The 16,635-nt window shown below is 60.3% G+C and carries 16 protein-coding genes; 3 read left to right on the forward strand and 13 right to left on the reverse strand.

Features of this window, described 5'->3' with window-relative positions; all coding sequences use genetic code 11:
• Positions 1 to 29: 29 nt before the first annotated feature.
• Entirely contained in the window at positions 30 to 707 is a 678-nt protein-coding gene (locus SIB92_RS07305; protein ID WP_412555170.1) for an IclR family transcriptional regulator, read from the forward strand.
• Here SIB92_RS07305 and SIB92_RS07310 read toward each other — a convergent pair.
• Positions 704 to 847, reverse strand: a complete 144-nt coding sequence (locus SIB92_RS07310; RefSeq protein WP_412555171.1) for a hypothetical protein — start codon at positions 845 to 847, stop codon at positions 704 to 706. The genes SIB92_RS07305 and SIB92_RS07310 overlap by 4 nt on opposite strands.
• 45 nt (positions 848 to 892) lie before the next feature.
• Here SIB92_RS07310 and SIB92_RS07315 point away from each other — a divergent pair, with 45 nt between their 5' ends.
• Positions 893 to 1,771, forward strand: coding sequence for a GNAT family N-acetyltransferase (locus tag SIB92_RS07315; protein WP_412555172.1), 879 nt, complete (start codon positions 893 to 895; stop codon positions 1,769 to 1,771).
• Here SIB92_RS07315 and SIB92_RS07320 read toward each other — a convergent pair.
• The 9 genes from SIB92_RS07320 to SIB92_RS07360 all read right to left on the reverse strand — a co-directional run bounded on the left by SIB92_RS07320 (position 1,768) and on the right by SIB92_RS07360 (position 11,384).
• Complete coding sequence (locus SIB92_RS07320; protein ID WP_295176707.1) at positions 1,768 to 2,169, reverse strand: RidA family protein; 402 nt, start codon at positions 2,167 to 2,169, stop codon at positions 1,768 to 1,770. The two genes, SIB92_RS07315 and SIB92_RS07320, sit on opposite strands and share 4 nt — an antisense overlap.
• 10 nt (positions 2,170 to 2,179) lie before the next feature.
• Positions 2,180 to 3,373, reverse strand: a complete 1,194-nt coding sequence (gene kynU / locus SIB92_RS07325; protein ID WP_412555173.1) for a kynureninase — start codon at positions 3,371 to 3,373, stop codon at positions 2,180 to 2,182.
• A 2-nt stretch (positions 3,374 to 3,375) separates the two neighbouring features.
• A complete protein-coding gene (locus tag SIB92_RS07330; protein ID WP_412555174.1) occupies positions 3,376 to 4,215 on the reverse strand; it encodes a tryptophan 2,3-dioxygenase in 840 nt (279 codons plus the stop codon).
• A gap of 10 nt (positions 4,216 to 4,225) precedes the next feature.
• Positions 4,226 to 5,839, reverse strand: coding sequence for an AMP-binding protein (locus SIB92_RS07335; RefSeq protein ID WP_412555175.1), 1,614 nt, complete (start codon positions 5,837 to 5,839; stop codon positions 4,226 to 4,228).
• Complete coding sequence (locus tag SIB92_RS07340) at positions 5,836 to 7,002, reverse strand: acyl-CoA dehydrogenase family protein (RefSeq protein ID WP_412555176.1); 1,167 nt, start codon at positions 7,000 to 7,002, stop codon at positions 5,836 to 5,838. Before SIB92_RS07340 ends, SIB92_RS07335 begins: the two co-directional genes overlap by 4 nt.
• 70 nt (positions 7,003 to 7,072) lie before the next feature.
• The gene (locus tag SIB92_RS07345) at positions 7,073 to 7,873 is read right to left on the reverse strand and encodes an enoyl-CoA hydratase family protein (protein WP_412555177.1); all 801 of its coding nucleotides are present in this window, start codon (positions 7,871 to 7,873) and stop codon (positions 7,073 to 7,075) included.
• Between the two features lie 3 nt (positions 7,874 to 7,876).
• Positions 7,877 to 8,338, reverse strand: coding sequence for a MarR family winged helix-turn-helix transcriptional regulator (locus tag SIB92_RS07350; protein WP_412555178.1), 462 nt, complete (start codon positions 8,336 to 8,338; stop codon positions 7,877 to 7,879).
• Entirely contained in the window at positions 8,335 to 9,093 is a 759-nt protein-coding gene (locus tag SIB92_RS07355; protein WP_412555179.1) for an SDR family NAD(P)-dependent oxidoreductase, read from the reverse strand. The genes SIB92_RS07350 and SIB92_RS07355 overlap by 4 nt, the downstream gene beginning before the upstream one ends.
• Positions 9,090 to 11,384 carry a bifunctional salicylyl-CoA 5-hydroxylase/oxidoreductase gene (locus tag SIB92_RS07360; protein WP_412555180.1) on the reverse strand — a complete coding sequence of 765 codons (2,295 nt, stop codon included), beginning with the start codon at positions 11,382 to 11,384 and terminating at the stop codon, positions 9,090 to 9,092. The genes SIB92_RS07355 and SIB92_RS07360 overlap by 4 nt, the downstream gene beginning before the upstream one ends.
• A 174-nt stretch (positions 11,385 to 11,558) precedes the next feature.
• On the opposite strand from SIB92_RS07360, the gene SIB92_RS07365 reads away from it, so the two are divergent.
• Positions 11,559 to 11,945, forward strand: coding sequence for a DUF1801 domain-containing protein (locus SIB92_RS07365; RefSeq protein ID WP_412555181.1), 387 nt, complete (start codon positions 11,559 to 11,561; stop codon positions 11,943 to 11,945).
• A gap of 1 nt (position 11,946) precedes the next feature.
• Here SIB92_RS07365 and xdhC read toward each other — a convergent pair whose 3' ends face one another.
• From xdhC to xdhA, 3 genes are read right to left on the reverse strand one after another with little or no spacing between them, the layout of a single operon-like run.
• Positions 11,947 to 12,774, reverse strand: a complete 828-nt coding sequence (gene xdhC, locus SIB92_RS07370; RefSeq protein ID WP_412555182.1) for a xanthine dehydrogenase accessory protein XdhC — start codon at positions 12,772 to 12,774, stop codon at positions 11,947 to 11,949.
• On the reverse strand, positions 12,771 to 15,083 hold the full coding sequence (xdhB, locus tag SIB92_RS07375) for a xanthine dehydrogenase molybdopterin binding subunit (protein ID WP_412555183.1): 2,313 nt from the start codon (positions 15,081 to 15,083) through the stop codon (positions 12,771 to 12,773). The genes xdhC and xdhB overlap by 4 nt, the downstream gene beginning before the upstream one ends.
• Positions 15,084 to 15,095: 12 nt before the next feature.
• A complete protein-coding gene (xdhA, locus tag SIB92_RS07380; RefSeq protein WP_412555184.1) occupies positions 15,096 to 16,547 on the reverse strand; it encodes a xanthine dehydrogenase small subunit in 1,452 nt (483 codons plus the stop codon).
• Positions 16,548 to 16,635: the final 88 nt, after the last annotated feature.

A 16,635-nucleotide genomic window follows, 5' to 3' on the forward strand; every position in this document is an offset into this window, starting at 1 on the left:
AGGCAAAGTTGTTGCGCAGAGTGGAACACATGCCCGAGAACCGCGTTGAGTCCGTTGAAAAGGCCCTTTCGATCCTGGAAGCGTTTTCAGCTGAACGGCGCTCACTCACGCTAACGGAAATCGCCAAGGAAACCGGGCTGTACAAAAGCAATGTCTCGCGACTGGCAGCGTCATTGGAGCGCTATGGCTACCTCAAACGCGATGCGGACCGGCGGTTTCGGCTCGGGCCAGCGTTGTGGCGGTTGGGCACGCTCTATCGGCGCAATTTTGAGATGGGGGATGCCATACGGCCTGTGTTGCGGCAGCTGGTGGTGGAAACCGCAGAGACAGCGTCGTTCTATGTGCTCGATCAGGACGAGCGGCTGTGTCTCTATCGGGAGAACTCCCCAGAACCGGTGCGCCACCATTTGGACGAAGGCGCGCGGCTGACGCTCCGCGCCGGGGCGGCGGGGCATGTGCTGGCGGCGCATAGTTTGCAAGAGGCTGCGGCGAAAGTACGTCTCAAGACGGATGGCAGTTGCACCTCGGCGGGCGAGCGCAATCCGCATATTGCCTCAGCCGCGGCGCCGGTTGTGGATGCCACAGGGCAGTTTCACGGGGCTTTGGCGGTGTCTGGGCCTTTAGAACGGCTCAGCGGTGACGCGCTGGAATTGGCGCGGCTGCGCGTGTTGCTGGCGGCCCAAGGGCTGGGCCGCGACATCCTTTAGAGGAACAGCAAGTCAATCGCCGTCAGCACAAGAAACACCGGGATCGAAATCACGGTGGCCAGAAGCACGGCGCTGGCCTTGGTCCATTTCACGGTGGGCGCAAAGTGCCCCATTACGGCGGATTGTTTTGACTTTCTCATTCTTTCATTAACCATGAATTAGGTTTCAGATGCGTTAATGGGGACATGTTGGATGTCTCCCTGCCCCTCCCCACGCGCCCGTTGCAGCAAAGTGATGAATACCGTCAGGCTTTGTCGCTGACCGAGACGCAGACCAAGACGCTGCGCGACGGCACCTTGGTGCTGCGCCGCAAGATCGGCGGCGTGAATATCGCCATGCTGCCGCGCGCCACAATTGAGAAAGCCACCCTACCCGGACTGATCCGCGAGGCGGGCTTGCTGCGCGAGGTGTTGGTGATCAACCCGGATCATCCCGCGCCTTGGTTGGGCAATCTGGGCGCGGTGCCAGTCATGACGCCACCCCATGTGGCGGAACTGGACCTGACCGGAGATCTGCGCGGACAGTTGCATCAGAAATGGCGCAACCGGTTGGTGTTTGCCGAAGGACAAGGTCTGCGCGTGACGCGACAGAACCTGCCGATCAAACCTGACAACTGGATTTTGCAGCAGGACGCGCAGCAACAGGCATCGCGCGGCTATGCGACATGGTCAGACGCGTTGACGCTGGCCTACAGCAAGGCCAACCGTGGAAGCGCAAAACTGTTCACCGCCTTTGACGGCAAAGAGCCGGTCGCGGCGATGTTGTTCCTGTGTCACGGCGACAGCGCGACCTATCACATCAGCCACACCACCGAAGCGGGCCGCGCGGCCAGCGCGCACAACCTGCTTTTGTGGGAAGGCATGACCTGGCTGGCCAACAAAGGCGTGACCATGCTGGAACTGGGCCAGGTGGACACCGAGAAAGCCGCCGGATTGGCGCGGTTTAAACTGGGTACCGGCGCCACCCTGCGGCCCTTAGGCGGCAGTTGGATTTGGTGGCCACCGTTGGGCAAGCTACTGTCACCATTGAGGCTTTTGGACCGCAAGGCAATGACGGCAGGTTAACCCCTGCCGATGTGCGCCGTGGCTTCGATCTCCAAAAGCGCTTCGTCTTCCACAAGATCAGCAACGACCACCAAAGACATGGCCGGGAAATGTCGCCCCATCACGGCGCGGTAGGCCTGTCCTACCTCGCGTTGATGCGCGAGGTATTCAGATTTGCTTTTCACAAACCATGTGAGCCGCGCAATGTCGCTGGGTTGCCCGCCAGCCGCTTCGACGATCTCACGGATGTTCTGCAGAACCTGCGTCATCTGGCCAATGAAATCATGGCTTTCAAAGACCTTCTGACTGTTCCAGCCAATTTGCCCGCCAATGTGCAGCGTGCCGTCCTCGGCCAACATGCCGTTGGCGTAACCCAACGCGGGCGCCCAGCCCTCAGGATGTATTGTTTTCAAACCCATGATCCTCGCCTCATGTCACGCGTGAGCGCACGTTGTACTTTTCTGCGCGCCAATGTTCATTGGCCATCACATCTTCGATGATCTCTGCCGCCGCGATGATGTCCGCATCGTCCAGATACAGCGGCGTGAATCCAAAGCGCATAATATTGGGCGCGCGGAAGTCACCAATCACGCCACGATCAATGATCGCCTGCATCGCCGGATAGCCGTGCTCAAAGGCAAAAGAGACTTGCGAGCCGCGCGCATTGGCATCCCGTGGGCTTGCCAGCGTCAGCATCGGACAGCGCGCCTCGACTTCCTTGATGAATAGATCAGACAGGCGCTGTGACGCGGCCCGTAGCTCCGCCATGTCGACACCATCCCAAGCCTTGAGCGCTTCTTGCAAAACGCCCAGTTGCAGGATCGGCGGCGTGCCCACCCGCATCCGCTCTGTGGCCGAGGCCGGACGGTAATTGAGCTCCATCGCAAAGGGCGCGTCATGGCCCAACCAGCCAGAGAGCGCCGGTTCTATACTCTCCACAATGTCAGGGCGCACATAGATAAACGCAGGCGCACCCGGACCGCCGTTCAGGTATTTGTAAGTACACCCGACGGCAAACTCCGCATTGCTGCCCGCCATATCGACCTGCACCGCGCCAGCGGAATGCGCCAAGTCCCAGATCATCACCGCACCCACTTCATGTGCACGTTTGGTGATCGCGTCCATGTCGTGCATGCGGCCAGAGCGGTAATCCACCTGTGTCAGCATCACCACGGCGACCTCTTCGGTGATCGCGTCCGCCACATCTTCAGGTGCCGGTGTGCGCAGCTCATAGCCTTGATCCAACGTCTTGATCAGCCCTTCTGCCATGTAGAGATCGGAGGGAAAGTTGCCGTTGTCAGACAGGATCACCTTGCGGTCCGGGCGCATTTTTAGCGCCGCCGCCAAGGCCTGATAGACTTTGATCGACAGCGTGTCGCCTGTGGCCACAGAGCCCCCGGGCGCACCAATCAGGTCCGCAAGACGGTCGCCCACAACCTGCGGCAAGGCCATCCAACCGGCAGTGTTCCATGCCTTGATCAGTTGCCCACCCCACTCCTCAGTGATGGTTTTCTGCGCGCGCTCGGCCGCGCCCTTGGGCAGCACGCCCAGCGAGTTGCCGTCGAGGTAGATCACGCCGTCTGGCACATCAAACAGCTCTTTTCTCGGAAGCGAAACGCCCATGCTTACAAATCTCCGCGCAGGTGCCAAAGTTCGGGGAAGAGTTCCACGTCCAGCATCCTGCGCAGATACTGCACGCCCGACGTGCCGCCGGTCCCGCGTTTGAAGCCGATCACCCGCTCCACGGTTGTGACATGGTTGAACCGCCAGCGGCGGAAGTAATCCTCCAGATCAACCAGTTTCTCGGCCAATTCATAGAGCCGCCAATGGGTGTCCACATCCTCATAAACGGTTTTCCAGCGCGCCTGAACCTCTGGCACCACCGCATGTGGCTGGTTCAGTTGCGGCGCAGGCATGGCGCTGTCGTCCCCATCCAGAGAGACATAGAGATAGCGGATCACCTCGTCATAGAAACTCGGCTGGGCCAGTTCGGCCTCAAGCGCAGCCTTGGCCTCCGGCACATGAGCATGCGGCTTCACCATATTGGGATTGCGATTGCCCAGCACATATTCAATCAGCCGGTATTGGTGGCTCTGAAAACCGGAGCTAGGCCCCAAAGCCTCGCGGAAAGTGGTGTAATCCGCCGGGGTCATGGTGCGCAGCACATCCCAAGCGGAGTTGAGCTGTTCAAAAATCCGGCTGACCCGCGCGAGCATCTTGAACATATGGCTCAAATCCCCTGCTATAAGCGCCTCCCGCGCTGCGCCCAGTTCATGCAGCGCCAGTTTCATCCACAGCTCAGACGTCTGGTGCTGGATGATAAACAGCATCTCGTCATGCGCCTCAGACTGCGGGTGCTGCTGGTTCAGAATGCCGTCCAGTTGCAGGTAGTCGCCATAAGACATGGCATCTTTGAAGGACATTTTGGCGCCGTCGGTTGACGGATCATAAGCTTTATCGGTCATTGGGCTGTCCTTAAGTTTCTGGCCTCAAGCGGAACCGCTGGATTTTGCCGGTTTCCGTCTTGGGCAACGCGTCGGTGAACACCACCGAGCGCGGGTATTTGAAGGGCGCGATGGTGGCTTTCACATGATCCTGTAACGCTTTGCTCATGGCCTCATCACCGGCCCCGCTGACCAAGACTACATGCGCCTCCACAATCGCGCCACGCGCCTCATCCGGCACGCCGATCACGGCGCATTCCGCCACCGCCTCATGCGCAAGCAAGGCGGCCTCCACCTCAGGCCCCGCGATGTTGTAGCCGGACGAAATGATCATGTCGTCATTGCGTGCGGCAAAGTGGAAGTAACCGTCTTCGTCCTGCCAGAAGGCATCGCCAGAGATGTTCCAGCCGTCCACCACATATTCGTCCTGCCGTTCACCGCGCAGGTAGCGGCACCCGGTTGGCCCGCGTACGGCCAAACGTCCAACTTCGCCGCGCGGCAAGGTCGCGCCATCAAGGCCTACCACTTTGGCTTCATAGCCCGTCACAGGCTTGCCGGTGCAGGCCGGGCGGTGATCGTCAAAGCGGTTGGATATGAAGATATGCAACAGCTCGGTGGCGCCAATACCGTCCAACATCGGCTTGCCAGTCTTGGCCTGCCATTCATCATATACCGGCGCGGGCAAGGTCTCCCCTGCACTCACGGCAGCGCGCAAAGACGACAGGTCCGCGCCTTCGTCCATTGCCGCCAGCATGGCGCGATAGGCGGTTGGCGCGGTGAAACAGACGGTGGCCTTATACTTCTCGATGATCTCAATCATATTGGGCGGTGTGGCTTGCTCAAGCAGCGTCGCCGCCGCGCCAAAGCGCAGCGGGAAAATCGCCAGACCGCCAAGACCAAAGGTAAAGGCTAAAGGTGGGGAGCCGACAAAGACGTCTTCCGGCTGCACGTCCAGCACTTCTTTTGCATAGCCATCGGCAATGATCATCAGATCGCGGTGGAAATGCATGGTGCCCTTCGGCTCACCCGTGCTGCCCGAGGTGAAGCCAATCAGCGCCACGTCATCCGCCGCCGTCGGCACTGCTTCAAAGGTCACGGGCTTTTCCAACGCCAGCCGGTCCAGCTCTGCATCGTGGTTGGCCGTGCCGTCAAAGCCGATCACTTTCAGCCCGTCACAGGCCTCCGCACAGGCACTCATTTCCTCCATCAACCGCGTGTCACAAATCGCGTGGCTGATCTCCGCCTTCTCCACATATTTGGTCAGTTCCACCGCGCGCAGCATCGGCATGGTGTTCACCACAACCGCGCCCGCCTTGGTCGCCGCCAACCAACAAGCCACCATCGCCGGGTTATTGGCCGAACGAATAAGCACCCGATTTCCAGGCCTTACACCCAGATCATCAACCAAAACATGCGCAAGCCGGTTGGTCCAATCGGTCAATTCCTTATATGTCCGGCGGCGCCCATTGCCGATCAGCGCCGTGTTGTCGCCGAAGCCTTTGGCGACCATGCCATCGGTCAACTCCCACCCGGCATTCATCTGTTCCGGATAGTCAAACCCCGCCAGCAACAGGTCCGGCCACATCTCCTTGGGGGGGAGATTGTCCCGCGTGAAGCTGTCCTCATGTGCGCTTGCGCCCATCATTTTCCTGCTCCTTCTGCTGCTGCATTTGCCAATGTCTGGCGGGCAATCACCACGCGCTGCACATCGCTGGCGCCCTCATAAATCCGCAAAGCTCTGATCTCGCGATAAAGCCGCTCCACGACCTCGCCGGATTTCACCCCGTCGCCACCAAACAGCTGGACGGCCTTATCGATCACCTGCTGCGCGTGATCGGTGGCAAAGAGTTTTGCCATTGCCGCTTCGCGCGTCACCCGTGGTGCGCCGCTGTCCTTGGCCCAAGCCGCGCGGTAGACCAGCAAGGCCGCCGCATCCACATCCAGCGCCATATCCGCAATGTGCCCCTGCACCATCTGCAATTCAAATAAAGGCGCGCCTTGGACCTCCCGCGCCTGCACCCGCGCCACCGCCTCATCCAACGCCCTGCGCGCAAAACCCAACGCCGCCGCCGCAACCGTGGAGCGGAACACGTCCAGCACCGACATGGCGATGGCAAAGCCGCGCCCTGCCTCGCCAATCAAGGCGTCCGCTGGAATGCGACAGTCTTCAAACTTCAACGTCGCGAGCGGATGCGGCGCAATGGTCTCCAATCGCTCCACCACCGATAGGCCAGGCGTGTCCGCAGGCACCACAAAAGCACTCAGACCTTTGGCCCCCGGCGCCTCGCCTGTGCGGGCAAAAACCGTGTAGACATCGGCTATGCCGCCGTTGGAAATCCAGGTCTTTTCGCCATTGAGCACAAAGTGATCGCCATCCCGCGTGGCGGTCATGGTGGAGTTCGCCACATCAGAGCCAGACTGCGGTTCGGTGAGCGCAAAGGCCGCAATCGCCTTGCCCGCCCGCGTCAACGGCAGCCATGCCGCTTTCTGCGCCTGCGTGCCAAACAACGAGATCGCCCCGGTGCCCAGCCCCTGCATGGCAAAGGCAAAATCCGCCAAACCATCGTGGCGCGCCAAAATCTCCCGGCTCAAGCACAGGGTCCGCACATCCAACGTGCCTTCCTCTGACGCCGTGGCCTGCAGGACCCCCGCTTCGCCCAAACGCGCCACCAAATCGCGACAGGTGCCATCCACGTCGCTGTGGCTCACCGACGCCAAGGCGCTCTCGGCCCAGGTCTCCAGTTCCGCGGCCCGTGCACGATGGCCCTCCTCAAAGAAAGGCCAGTCCAAAAAAGTTTGATCCGCCATGTGAAAGCCTCCCCTGCTTTCTCATTCGTCAAATATCTCGGGGGTCTGGGGGCTGGCCCCCAAGAAACCCTCAGTCGCCCTCAAACACCGGCCGCTCTTTGGCGACAAAGGCATGATAGGCGCGGTGGAAATCCTGCCCCTGCATACAAATCGCCTGCGCTTGTGCTTCGGCCTCGATGGCCTGCTCAATCGACATTGACCATTCCTGCGCTAGCATGGTTTTGGTCATCATATTGGCAAAGCCCGGCCCGTCAGCGATGCGCCGCGCCAAAGCCTGCGCCTCCGTCATCAGGGCATCCGCCACAACCACGCGGTTGAAATAGCCCCAGGCATGGCCTTCACCCGCTGTCATCGCGCGGCCCAGATACAGCAGTTCCGCCGCCCGACCTTGTCCGATGATACGCGGCAGGATCGCGCAGGCCCCCATGTCGCAGCCCGCCAAGCCCACGCGGTTGAACAAGAACGCCGTCTTCGCTTCTGGCGTGGCAATGCGCAAATCAGACGCCATCGAAATGATCGCCCCCGCGCCCGCACAAACCCCGTCCACGGCGGCAATGATCGGCTTGCCGCAGTTCACCATGGCTTTGACCAGATCACCGGTCATGCGGGTGAAGGCCAACAGCTCTTTCATGGTCATCTTTGTCAGCGGGCCGATGATGTCATGCACATCGCCGCCAGAGCTAAAATTGCCGCCGTTGGGGGCAAACACCACCGCCTTGACCTCATCATCATAGCTCAGATCGCGGAACCAGTCGCGCAGCTCGGCATAGCTGTCAAAGGTCAGCGGGTTTTTCCGCTCCGGGCGGTTCAATTGCACCGTTGCGATGCCATCCACAACACTGCACAAAAAGTGCTCCACATCCGTGCGCATCGCTCAGATCTCCCTGTCTTCCAATGTCTCAATCAGCCGCTCCAGACGGATCGCCATGCCATCCACGTCGTCCGCGCCAAGACCACCCAGCATCTCGTTGAGCCAGCTTTCGTGGGTCGCGGCATGGTCTGCAAAGGCGGCAATGCCCTTGTCGGTCAACTTCACCAGCGAGGCGCGGCGATCTCCGGGAACCGCAACCCGTTGCGCCAAGCCTTCGTCGGAGAGTTTGTCAACAATGCCGGTCACATTCCCATTAGAAACGCGCAGCAACTCGCTGATCTGGCTCATCTTTTGCCCTTCCGGGAAGCGCGCCAGCACAGACATCACGTCAAACCGTGGCAAAGTGCTGTCAAATTCCCGACGCAGGCGCCGGCGGATTTCATCTTCGATCATGCCCGAGGCTTTCAGAAGCTTCAGCCAGAGCCGCAGCCGCTCTTTGCTCAGGTCAATTTGTGTCTCGGTCATAGTTCCCCTCCCGACAGGGTCATGGCGTGGCCATTCACCGAACGCGCCGCGTCATCGCATAGCCACAGCGCGGCGCCTGCGACCTCATCCACCTCGATAAACCGCCCCTGTGGGTTGCCCCGCGTGAGGCTGGCGCGGGCTTTTTCTTCGCTCATGCCAGTCTTTGCCATGATGTTTTCAATCGAGCGATCCAGCATCGGCGTGTCGACAAACCCCGGGCAAATCGCATTGGCGGTGATGCCGCTGTCGCCCATTTCCATGGCCACGGAACGGGTCAGCCCGACCACCCCATGTTTGGCGGCGCAGTAGCCGCTGACATAAGGGTAGCCTTTGAGACCTGCGGTGGAGGCCACGGCGATCAGCCGTCCCCAGCCTGCTGCCTGCATATCCGGCAGCGCCGCCTGCCATACGTTGACCACACCAGCGAGGTTCACATTCAACATTGCCGTCAGATGATCCGGCGACATCTTGGCAAAAGGCACACTCTCCGCCGCGCCTGCGTTCGCAACGACAATCTCAATCGGCCCGTCCAGAGCCCGCGCCTCGGCAAAGGCCGCCCGCACAGCGTCTGCATCGGTCACATCACAGACCTTCCAGCCGATGAATTTGTGTTTGCCCGCCACTTCGCGCAATGGCCCCTCGCGTCTGCCCACCACGGTGACCTTGGCACCGGCGTGCGCCATGGCTTCGGCAATCGCAGCGCCAACGCCGGTGCCGCCGCCGGTCACCACCACATGTTTGCCCGCAACACTCATACTCGGATCATCTCCGCTTCACGGTCTGCCAAACGCCAGGCCTGATCGCGTCCTGCCTCATAGGGCTTTGGCCAAGTGGCGTGGCGGTCGCCAATCCGCGCCGCCTCGTGATGCAGCCAATAAGGATCGGCTAGATGGGGACGGCCTACGGCCACCAAGTCGGCCCGCCCTGCCATCAAGATCGAGTTGGCGTGATCCGCCTCATAAATATTGCCCACCGCCATGGTCGGAATGCCCGCCTCGTTGCGGATCCGGTCACTAAACGGCGCCTGGAACATGCGGCCATAGACCGGCTTGGCCTCGGTGCTCGTTTGCCCCGCACTTACGTCGATGATGTCGGCGCCAGCGGCACGGAAGGCTTGGGCAATCTCCACCGCCTCCTGCGGGGTCACGCCATCTTCGCCAACCCAATCATTGGCCGAAATCCGCACCGACATCGGCTTTTCTGCTGGCCAAACCGCGCGCATCGCCTCAAACACTTCCAGCGGATAGCGCAGGCGGTTTTCCAGACTGCCGCCATAGGCATCGTCTCGCTGATTGCTCACCGGTGAGATGAAGCTTGAGATCAGATAGCCATGCGCCGCGTGCAGCTCGATCATGTCAAAGCCTGCGCGCTCTGCCATTTCCGCCGCCGCCACGAACTGCGCCTTGATTGCATCCATGTCCTCGCGCGTCGCGGCACGTGGCACGGCGTTGTTGGCGCTCCAGGGAACTGCGGAGGCCGAGACCAAGTCCCAGTTGCCGTCTTTCAACGGCGCGTCCATGACCTCCCAGCCAACCTGCGTGGAGCCTTTGCGCCCGGAGTGGCCGATCTGGCAGCAAATCTTCGCGTCTGTCTCGCCATGAACAAAATCCGTCAACCGCCGCCAAGCGGCCTCATGTTCTGGCGCGTAGAGCCCCGGACAGCCCGGCGTGATCCGCCCCTCAGCGCTGACACAGGTCATCTCAGTGTAGACCAGCCCCGCTCCGCCTTTGGCGCGCTCGCCGTAGTGGATCAGATGCCAATCGGTTGGACAGCCATCCAGCGCCTTATACTGCGCCATGGGCGAGACGACGATGCGGTTGGCCAGTTCCATGTCGCGCATCTTGTAAGGCGCAAACATCGGCGCACGTACCGGTGCATCCGCGGGCGCGCCCGCCTGATCCTGAAACCATTGTTCCGCCGACTTGAGCCAGTCTGCATCGCGCAGCCGCAGGTTTTCATGGCTGATCCGCTGGCTGCGGGTCAGCAGCGAGTAGTTGAACTGCACCGGGTCCAGGTCCAGGTAACGCTCCACCTCCTCAAACCACTCTAGCGAGTTGCGTGCCGCCGACTGCAGCCGCAACACATCCAGCCGCCGCTCTTCCTGATAGCGTTCAAACGCGCCTTCCATGGTGGGCTCGGAATGCAGGAACTCCGCCAGCGCAATGGCACTGTCAAACGCCAGTCGCGAGCCGGAGCCAATCGAGAAATGCGCCGTGGCGGAGGCATCGCCCAGCAGCACGACATTTTCGTGGTGCCACTTCTCACACAGCACCCGTGGGAAATTCATGAACACAGCGGAGCCGCGCAGATGTGCTGCGTTGCTCATTAACTCGTGCCCACCAAGGTGGTCGGCAAACACCACGCGGCAGGTCTCGACAATCTCTTCCTTGGACATGTCTTCGAACCCGAAGTTGTCCCAGGTCTCCTGCCCGCACTCCACGATGAAGGTCGCCGTCTCGTCATCAAACTGATAGACATGCGCCCAGATCCAGCCGTGCTGCGTTTTCTCAAAGATGAAGGTGAAGGCGTCGTCAAACTTCTGATGGGTGCCAAGCCAGACAAATTTACATGCGCGCATGTCGATTTCTGGTTTGAAATGGTCTGTGTAGGCCTCGCGCACACGGCTGTTCAAACCATCACAGCCCACCACCAAGTCGTACTCCGCCCGGATCGCTTCGATGTCGTCAAACTCGGTCTCAAACCGCATCTCGACACCCAACTCGCGGGCGCGCTCCTGCAACAGCAGCAACATCTGCATACGGCCAATGCCGGCAAATCCATGGCCGCCGGACACCGTACGCACACCGTCATGCACCACCGCGATGTCATCCCAATAGGCAAAGTGATCGCGGATCATTTGTGCGGATTTGGGATCATTGACCTCCAGGTTTTCCAGCGCGTCATCGCTGAGCACCACGCCCCAGCCAAAGGTGTCATTGGCGCGGTTGCGCTCGATCACCACAATCTCGTGCGACGGGTCGCGCAGCTTCATTGATATGGCAAAGTAAAGTCCAGCGGGACCACCGCCCAAACACGCAACTCGCATCATCCCCTCCAATGTCGACCTGCGGAGCCGCAAGCGCCCCGTCGCTGTCTTCACGCTAGGACGAGTCGCAATTTACTTCAAGCTTGAAATTTCTAACCTGTGAATTTCTCCTCCCCTCTTGTTCATCGCCGCAAGCTCCTGTTTTGTGACCAAACCATTCGCAGAAAGATCACCATGTCCGTGGAACCCTACTTCGCCAGCCTTCCGCAAGGCGCGCGCATCCATTTGGAAAACCTGCGCGACATCATCCGTGCGGCGGCGGAGGCCAGCAACGCCGCGCCGTTGGAGGAAAACCTTAAATGGGGACAACCCAGCTTTGCGCCCCCGAAGCGCAAAGGCACACCGATCCGGTTAAGCTGGTCACAAAAATCGCCAGAGCGGGTCGAGATGTTGGTGCATTGCCAGACAACGCTGGTGGAGGCCTGGCGGCACAGGTTTGGCGATCTGTTCGACTACGACGGGACACGCGCTGTGCACATTTCACTCGAAAAGCACCTGCCGGAAGAGGCGTTGCACATCATGGCGGTGATGGCGCTGACTTACCATCAGCGAAAGGGCTGAGTTACGTCCGAGCCTCAACCAATTGATCCGCCGGCGCGGTGGTCAAGGCCGTCATCACGTCGGCCACCACCATCGCCGCGATTACCTCGGGGCGTTTGTCCGTGCTGCCGCCAGCCCCAATTGGGCACTGCAGCGCCGCCGCACTCAAACCGTCACATTCGCTTTGAGCAAAGCGCTCAAATTTCACCCGTTTGGTGGCCGAACCAATCATGCCGACCCAGCGCGCATCTGTGCGGGCCAGCCCCTCTGCGGTCAGCAGAAAATCCAGCGCATGATCGTGGGTAAGCACAATGAAGGCACTGCCCGCGGGCGCACCGCGCACCTCGGCTTCGGGCAAGGCGGTCAGGCGTTTTTCTACATTGGCCAGCGACAGCCCCAACTCTTCTGTGCGGCTGTCCACCAGAAGGCAACGAACCGGCAAATGCTGGAACAAGTTCGCCAGCGCGCGGCCAACATGCCCCGCGCCAAAGACGTAGACATGGGGCAACGCGGCCTCTTGCGCCTCAACCTCAGCCACCAGATTTGCACGCGCCGTGCTGTCCATTTCAGTGAGCGTGATTTCCACACGCCCGCCGCAACACTGGCCTATCTCCGGTCCCAATGGCACATCCATGAAGCCGGAGAACTGACTTAGTTTCAGCAACTTACGCGCCTCATCTAAAGCCATATACTCCAACTGTCCGCCGCCAATCGTACCCACCATTGCCGTGGGCGACACCACCATCACAGCGCCTTCTTCACGCGGAGAGCTGCCGCGCACGCGGGTGATCTCCACCCGCATGGCCCGCGCTTCACGCTGCAAAAATGCTATGAGGTCGGCCGCTTTCATCCGCGCAAACGCTCCACCGCCATCAGCACGCACTCTGGCGTCGCAGGTGCGTCCAAACGCGGACACTCTGCGTAATCCGCCACCGATGCCACCGCCATGCCCAGCGCCTCAAACACACAGATTGGCAGCATAAACGGCGGTTCCCCCACCGCTTTGGAGCGCTTGATGGTCAACTCGCGATTCTCTGACCAATCGGCCAGATTGACGTTGAACTCGCGCGGGATATCCCCCGCCAGCGGGATCTTGTAGGTGCTCGGCGCATGGGTGCGCAGCTGGCCTTTGTCATCCCACTTCAGTTCCTCGGTGGTGAGCCAGCCCATGCCTTGAATGAAGGCGCCCTCAACTTGACCTTTGTCCAAAATCGGGTTCAGCGACTTGCCCACATCATGCAGCACATCGGCCCGATCCACGGTGTATTCGCCGGTCAGCGTGTCCACAGAGACCTCGGCCACTGCCGCGCCGTAGGCGTAGTAGTAGAACGGACGGCCCTGGCCCTTTTCGCGGTCCCAGTGAATTTTTGGCGTCTTATAAAAGCCTGCGGCCCAGAGCTGCACCCGCGCCATATAGGCCTGCTTTATGAAGTCGCCAAAGGCAAAAACCTGATCGCCGACGTGCACTTCGTTTGGTGCAAATTTCACCAACAACGCATCAACGCCAAAGTGGTCACAGGCCCAGCGGATCAGGCGCTCTTTGATCTGCTCACAGGCATTCAATGCCGCCATGCCGTTCAGATCGGTGCCGGAACTCGCTGCCGTGGCGGAGGTATTGGGCACTTTCTCTGTGGTGGTCTTGGTGATCTTGATGGTGTCGAAATCCACCTGGAAGGCCTCGGCCACAACCTGCGCCACCTTGGTGTTCAGCCCCTGCCCCATCTCGGTGCCACCGTGGTTCAGCATGATGGAGCCGTCATTGTAGATGTGCACCAGCGCTCCGGCCTGATTGTACCAGGTGGCGGTGAAGCTGATCCCGAATTTCACCGGCGTGAGCGAGATGCCCTTGCGGATGATGCCGCCTTTGGCGTTGTGTGCCAGCACAGCTTGGCGCCGTGCCTGATAATCCGAGCTTTGCTCCAGCTCTTCCACCAACCGCGGCATGACATTGTCTTCCACCGTCTGGTGATAGGGCGTCACGTTGCGGTCAGTATTTCCATAGAAGTTCGCCTTACGCACCTCCAGCGGGTCTTTGCCGAGCTTGTAGGCAATCTCTTCCATCATACGCTCTGCGGCAACCACACCCTGCGGGCCACCAAAGCCACGGAAGGCGGTGTTGGAGACCGTGTTGGTCTTCATCGGGCGGCTTTGCAGTTTGACGTGCGGGTAGAAGTAGGCGTTGTCCGCGTGGAACAGCGCGCGGTCCGTCACAGGCCCGGATAGGTCGGAGGTCCAGCCACAACGCGCGGCAAAGGTGTTGTCCACCGCCTGGATTTTGCCCTCATCGTCAAAGGCCACGTCGTAGTCCACGACAAAATCATGCCGCTTGCCGGTGCTTTCCATGTCCTGATCGCGGTCCGGGCGGATTTTCACCGCGCGGTTCCATTTTTTCGCGGCCAATGCTGCCACCGCACAGAACTGGTTCATCTGGCTTTCTTTGCCACCAAATCCACCGCCCATGCGGCGCACGTTCACCACCACGGCGTTGGAGGGCACGCCCAAAACATGGGCCACCATATGCTGCGCCTCGCTGGGGTGCTGCGTGGAGGAATGCACGATCACATCATCATCTTCGCCAGGCATGGCAAAGGCAATATGGCCTTCCAGATACATGTGGTCCTGACCACCAATGCGCATTTGGCCATGAATGCGGTGTGCCGCCTCAGCCTGCCCTTCCGCCACGTCGCCACGGCGCAGAGTCATCGGAGGCGTAACATGCGGGTAGCCTTTGGCCACCGCCTCGTCAGCCTCAATCACATGCGGGAGCGGCATGTAGTCGATCTTTGCGAGTTCCACGGCACGGCGGGCAATGTCGCGGCTTTCCGCCACAACTGCAAACAACACCTGCCCCCAGAACTCGACTTTCTCGGTGGCAAACAGCGGCTCGTCATGACGCCCTGTGGGGCTTACGTCGTTCACGCCCGGCACATCTTCGGCGGTCAGAACCCCAACCACACCGGGCGCGGCGCGCACGGCGGAGAGGTCCATCGATTTGATTTCAGCGTGGGCCACTTTGGCGGTGCCAAAATAGGCGTGCAACGTGCCAATCGGCTCGGCAATATCATCGCAATAATCTGCCGCGCCGGAGACATGTTTGATCGCACTGTCGTGGATCAGATCGGTGTGGGCGGAACCGCGAATGGAGACGGTCTGTTTCATAGTTTTTTCTCCTTACGCGCTGGCCAGACGGGCGGTGTCGCCATTGGTTTCATGCCAGAAACGGCGGAACAGGTTTTGCGCAACTTTCATGCGGTAGTCCGCGCTGGCCCGCATGTCGGTCAGCGGCTGGAAGTCTTCTGGCAGTTTGTCTGCGGCAGCCACCAAAGTGGCTTCGCTCCATGGCTGGCCGACAAGAGCGGCTTCGGCGGCGGCGGCACGTTTTGGCGTGGCAGCCATGCCCCCAAAGGCCAGCACAGCTGCGGTGATCATACCATTTTCGACCTGCACAGTCATGCCCACAGCCACAGAAGAGATGTCTTCATCCCGGCGTTTGGAAATCTTGTAGGCGGCATGGAGGCCGGTGGAGACACGCGGAATTGTGATGCTTTCGACAAACTCACCGGCGGCGCGGTCCTGCTTGCCATAAGCGATGAAAAACTCTTCAAGCGGCAATACACGACGGGTCGCGCCTTTGCGCAGCGTGATCGAGGCGCCCAAAGCGATCAGCACTGGTGGGGTGTCCCCAATCGGTGAGCCATTGGCAATATTACCGCCCACGGTGCCCATGTTGCGCACCTGCCAGCCGGCGATGCGGTCCCAATAGTCGCTCAGGTGTGGGTAATGTTCCGCAATCACATCCTGTGCTTCGGTGTAAGTCACGCCCGCACCGATGGTGACGGCATTCTCAGAGACTGAGATGGCCTTCAGCCCATCCAGCTGACCAATGAAGACCGCCGGCGAAATCCGCTTGAGAAACTTGGTCACCCAGAGCCCTACATCGGTGGAGCCGGCAATGATGGTCGCCTCAGGCTCGGCTTCCAGCACAGCGGCAAGGTCATCCACATCTGCTGGCAGAATGGCGCGACTGTCGCCTTTGGCAACTTCAACCCGCTTGCCATCGCGCAGAGCGTTGAGGGAGGCCACAACTCCTTCTCGTTCAGTCGCGAGGTGTTCCGCAGAAGGCGTGCCATAGTTGGTCACTTCCTGTGCGGCGCGGATGATGGGCGCGTAGCCGGTGCAGCGGCACAGGTTGCCCTGCAACGCGGTCTCCACCTGCTTCACAGTTGGGTGCTCATGCTGCATCCACAGCGCATAGAGCGACATCACAATGCCCGGTGTGCAGAAGCCACATTGGCTGCCGTGATGCTCCACCATCGCCTGTTGCACCGGCGACAGACGGCCCTCCGGCCCACCAAGGTACTCGATGGTAACCACGTGGCAGCCATCCAACGAGGCCAGGAAACGGATGCAGGCATTCACGGTCTCATAGACCAGCCCGCCATCCGTCAGCCGCCCAACCAAGACGGTACAGGCTCCGCAATCGCCCTCGGCACAACCCTCTTTGGAGCCGGTAAGCCGTTGATCAATGCGCAAAAAATCAAGGAGCGTGTCATCTGCTCCAACGTCTGAAAGCGCAATGTTGCGCCCGTTGAGTAAAAACCGAATTTCGCTGCGGTGCTGCATCCTGACCTCTTGCTGGGAGTCGGCACGGAAGTGGCCTTGATCCACTCTACCTGCCGCCTAGCCTTCAATGAAACGGGGGTTTTGGCAA

This window comes from Shimia sp. MIT1388, assembly GCF_047124445.1.
Lineage (GTDB): Bacteria > Pseudomonadota > Alphaproteobacteria > Rhodobacterales > Rhodobacteraceae > Shimia.

Excerpts from the sequence above, each read along its gene's own strand:
- SIB92_RS07345 (WP_412555177.1), bottom strand. The coding sequence starts at position 7,873 with ATGCGCACGGATGTGGAGCACTTTTTGTGCAGTGTTGTGGATGGCATC.
- SIB92_RS07320 (WP_295176707.1), bottom strand. The coding sequence starts at position 2,169 with ATGGGTTTGAAAACAATACATCCTGAGGGCTGGGCGCCCGCGTTGGGT.
- SIB92_RS07315 (WP_412555172.1), top strand. The coding sequence starts at position 893 with ATGTTGGATGTCTCCCTGCCCCTCCCCACGCGCCCGTTGCAGCAAAGT.
- SIB92_RS07330 (WP_412555174.1), bottom strand. The coding sequence starts at position 4,215 with ATGACCGATAAAGCTTATGATCCGTCAACCGACGGCGCCAAAATGTCC.
- SIB92_RS07350 (WP_412555178.1), bottom strand. The coding sequence starts at position 8,338 with ATGACCGAGACACAAATTGACCTGAGCAAAGAGCGGCTGCGGCTCTGG.
- SIB92_RS07335 (WP_412555175.1), bottom strand. The coding sequence starts at position 5,839 with ATGATGGGCGCAAGCGCACATGAGGACAGCTTCACGCGGGACAATCTC.
- xdhC (WP_412555182.1), bottom strand. The coding sequence starts at position 12,774 with ATGAAAGCGGCCGACCTCATAGCATTTTTGCAGCGTGAAGCGCGGGCC.
- SIB92_RS07305 (WP_412555170.1), top strand. The coding sequence starts at position 30 with ATGCCCGAGAACCGCGTTGAGTCCGTTGAAAAGGCCCTTTCGATCCTG.
- SIB92_RS07355 (WP_412555179.1), bottom strand. The coding sequence starts at position 9,093 with ATGAGTGTTGCGGGCAAACATGTGGTGGTGACCGGCGGCGGCACCGGC.
- SIB92_RS07360 (WP_412555180.1), bottom strand. The coding sequence starts at position 11,384 with ATGCGAGTTGCGTGTTTGGGCGGTGGTCCCGCTGGACTTTACTTTGCC.
- SIB92_RS07365 (WP_412555181.1), top strand. The coding sequence starts at position 11,559 with ATGTCCGTGGAACCCTACTTCGCCAGCCTTCCGCAAGGCGCGCGCATC.
- xdhA (WP_412555184.1), bottom strand. The coding sequence starts at position 16,547 with ATGCAGCACCGCAGCGAAATTCGGTTTTTACTCAACGGGCGCAACATT.
- kynU (WP_412555173.1), bottom strand. The coding sequence starts at position 3,373 with ATGGGCGTTTCGCTTCCGAGAAAAGAGCTGTTTGATGTGCCAGACGGC.
- SIB92_RS07340 (WP_412555176.1), bottom strand. The coding sequence starts at position 7,002 with ATGGCGGATCAAACTTTTTTGGACTGGCCTTTCTTTGAGGAGGGCCAT.
- xdhB (WP_412555183.1), bottom strand. The coding sequence starts at position 15,083 with ATGAAACAGACCGTCTCCATTCGCGGTTCCGCCCACACCGATCTGATC.
- SIB92_RS07310 (WP_412555171.1), bottom strand. The coding sequence starts at position 847 with ATGAGAAAGTCAAAACAATCCGCCGTAATGGGGCACTTTGCGCCCACC.